General features: G+C 44.6%; 1 protein-coding gene. It reads right to left on the reverse strand.

The features are described from left to right. Positions 1–29: 29 nt before the first annotated feature. A complete protein-coding gene (locus tag AB4274_RS21055) occupies positions 30–1,832 on the reverse strand; it encodes a choice-of-anchor I family protein (protein WP_372113122.1) in 1,803 nt (600 codons plus the stop codon). Positions 1,833–1,994 lie beyond the last annotated feature (162 nt).

Genomic DNA, 1,994 nt, shown 5'->3' on the forward strand with positions numbered 1-1,994 from the left:
AGATCAACACGCCCTAGTAAGAAGCGTGATTAAAACTCAACGCGGTAAACTGACGTGCTACCACTCACTTCGTTGCCAACCGCAATAAAGTGGTTACCAGAACGAGTGAAATACTTGATTGATTCTGGACCTAAATCACCCGCTTTAGCGTTGTAAGTCTCGTTGTCGCAATCACCGTCTTCATCAACCTTAGTGCACACAGGCTGAGTAAAGTCGCGATTGTTCAAGTAGCTGATGAAACTTGCGTTTTTAGGCTGTGTTACGTCGTAAACCATGATGCCACCTTGGCGCTCAAGTCCAATAAAGGCATAGTGCTTGCCGTTGATCTCCGCCACTTCGATCGCTTCAGGTTCTACGCCTTTATCATCACTACGATCGTCACCGCTTTGGTTGTTATCATTGGTGCTGTTGAAGTTTGCAGGATCTTGCTCAAGTACGATTCGAGCAAAATCATCGCCGCTATCAAACACTAGCTCGCCTGACTCATCCCAGATAGAGAACGAGCGGCTGCCGAATGCTTGAACCTTTTGGTCAGCAGCGAGTGTCCCTTGTGGCTTAATCACTTTAAGACGTGCAAGTTGCTTGTTGTCTTTCAATGCGCCATCTAATGGGTGGTTAGCGTCAATATCTAACTTCTTGCCGCGTACTTCATCGACATAAGCGATACAAAAGTCTTTTTCTGTGGTGTAGTTTTCGGTGCCTTGATAATCGTCACCGTCCCACTCAAAACCTTTCTCATCACACATTTCTTGCGTAGTCTTGATGCCATATTCACGACCATCACCTTCGTTCGCAGTCACGATGTAGGTGTTGCCATCCACACTGTAACTAGTGATGCTGTCAGGCATGTAAAGGCCTTCTAACATTGTGTAGCTTTGTAGATTACCGATATTTTTGTCTTTGTTTGATGCATCCAACTGAACGGTATCCCAAGGCTTGCCGCCTAATCCGAGAATCGCATCCACCTCTGCACTTACCACGTCAATCGCTGCTAATGCATTGTTCTCTTGAAGAGCGACGTAGAGTTTTCCGTTATCAGAAAACGTTAAATATTCTGGTTCTAAATCTTGAGCAACAGTTGCATTCGGAGCAGAAATTCGAACCTTGTCGGTCAGTTCTGTATGGCGAGACTGACCTTGATTGAATACCTTGAAATCAATCTGCGTGACTTTCGCTTGCATCGGCCCATTCGCTAAATCGACCAGCGTCACAGAGCCTTCAGGGTCAATGCTGTAATCTGCATTCGGCTCACCTTCATTTGCGGATGCAATGTAACGGCCATCTTTCGAAAAGCTAACCATATCTGGCAATGCGCCAGCAGCATAAGTGGTGATCAACTCTAGCGTGTCTGAGCGATACAGAGCAATAATGCCATTCTGTTGTTTGTCGGCGTTTTCAATCGCGACAGCAACTAAACCCTGATGAGTAGACACACTGTTCGCTGCACCAATATCAATACCAGAAGCTAAAGCTGCAGATTGAAGATCAATAGAGCCTTCCGAATTTGGCGAGCTATCGGTATTCATCGATAGCACATCAATTTTCTTTGCTTGAGCGTTCACAACATAAAGCTTGTCGGTACATGAATCGTAGCTGACAATTTCTGCTGCGGAAGTTGCAAAAGGGGCATCGGCAATAGAGCGACCAACTAGACTGATTCCGGTTACCTCAGCATCGGAAGCGCTTGGCTGCTTGATGGATTGGCATTGAAGGCTAAATGCATCAAGTGACGTTTGGGATGGCGTAGCAGTCGTTGATTGAGAACACCCTACTAGAGCAGAACTTACCGCGATAGGTAGTAATAGTGTCAGCTTATTAAATTTGCGATTCATATATCCTCCATAATTTGAATCGCGATCATAGAGGGCTGTAATGACACTTATCTTTCTCTTTTATTAACAATAAATGACAATAATAGGTTTCTTTTACTCATAACATCAATAGTTTAAGATGAGCATTCCATTAACAAGCAAGCAAAAAAAAGGTTCATCGCG

Origin of the sequence: Vibrio sp. 10N.261.55.A10 (genome assembly GCF_041470825.1) — a bacterium.
In the GTDB taxonomy this organism is placed as follows: domain Bacteria; phylum Pseudomonadota; class Gammaproteobacteria; order Enterobacterales; family Vibrionaceae; genus Vibrio; species Vibrio crassostreae_C.

Excerpts from the sequence above, each read along its gene's own strand:
- AB4274_RS21055 (WP_372113122.1), bottom strand. The coding sequence starts at position 1,832 with ATGAATCGCAAATTTAATAAGCTGACACTATTACTACCTATCGCGGTA.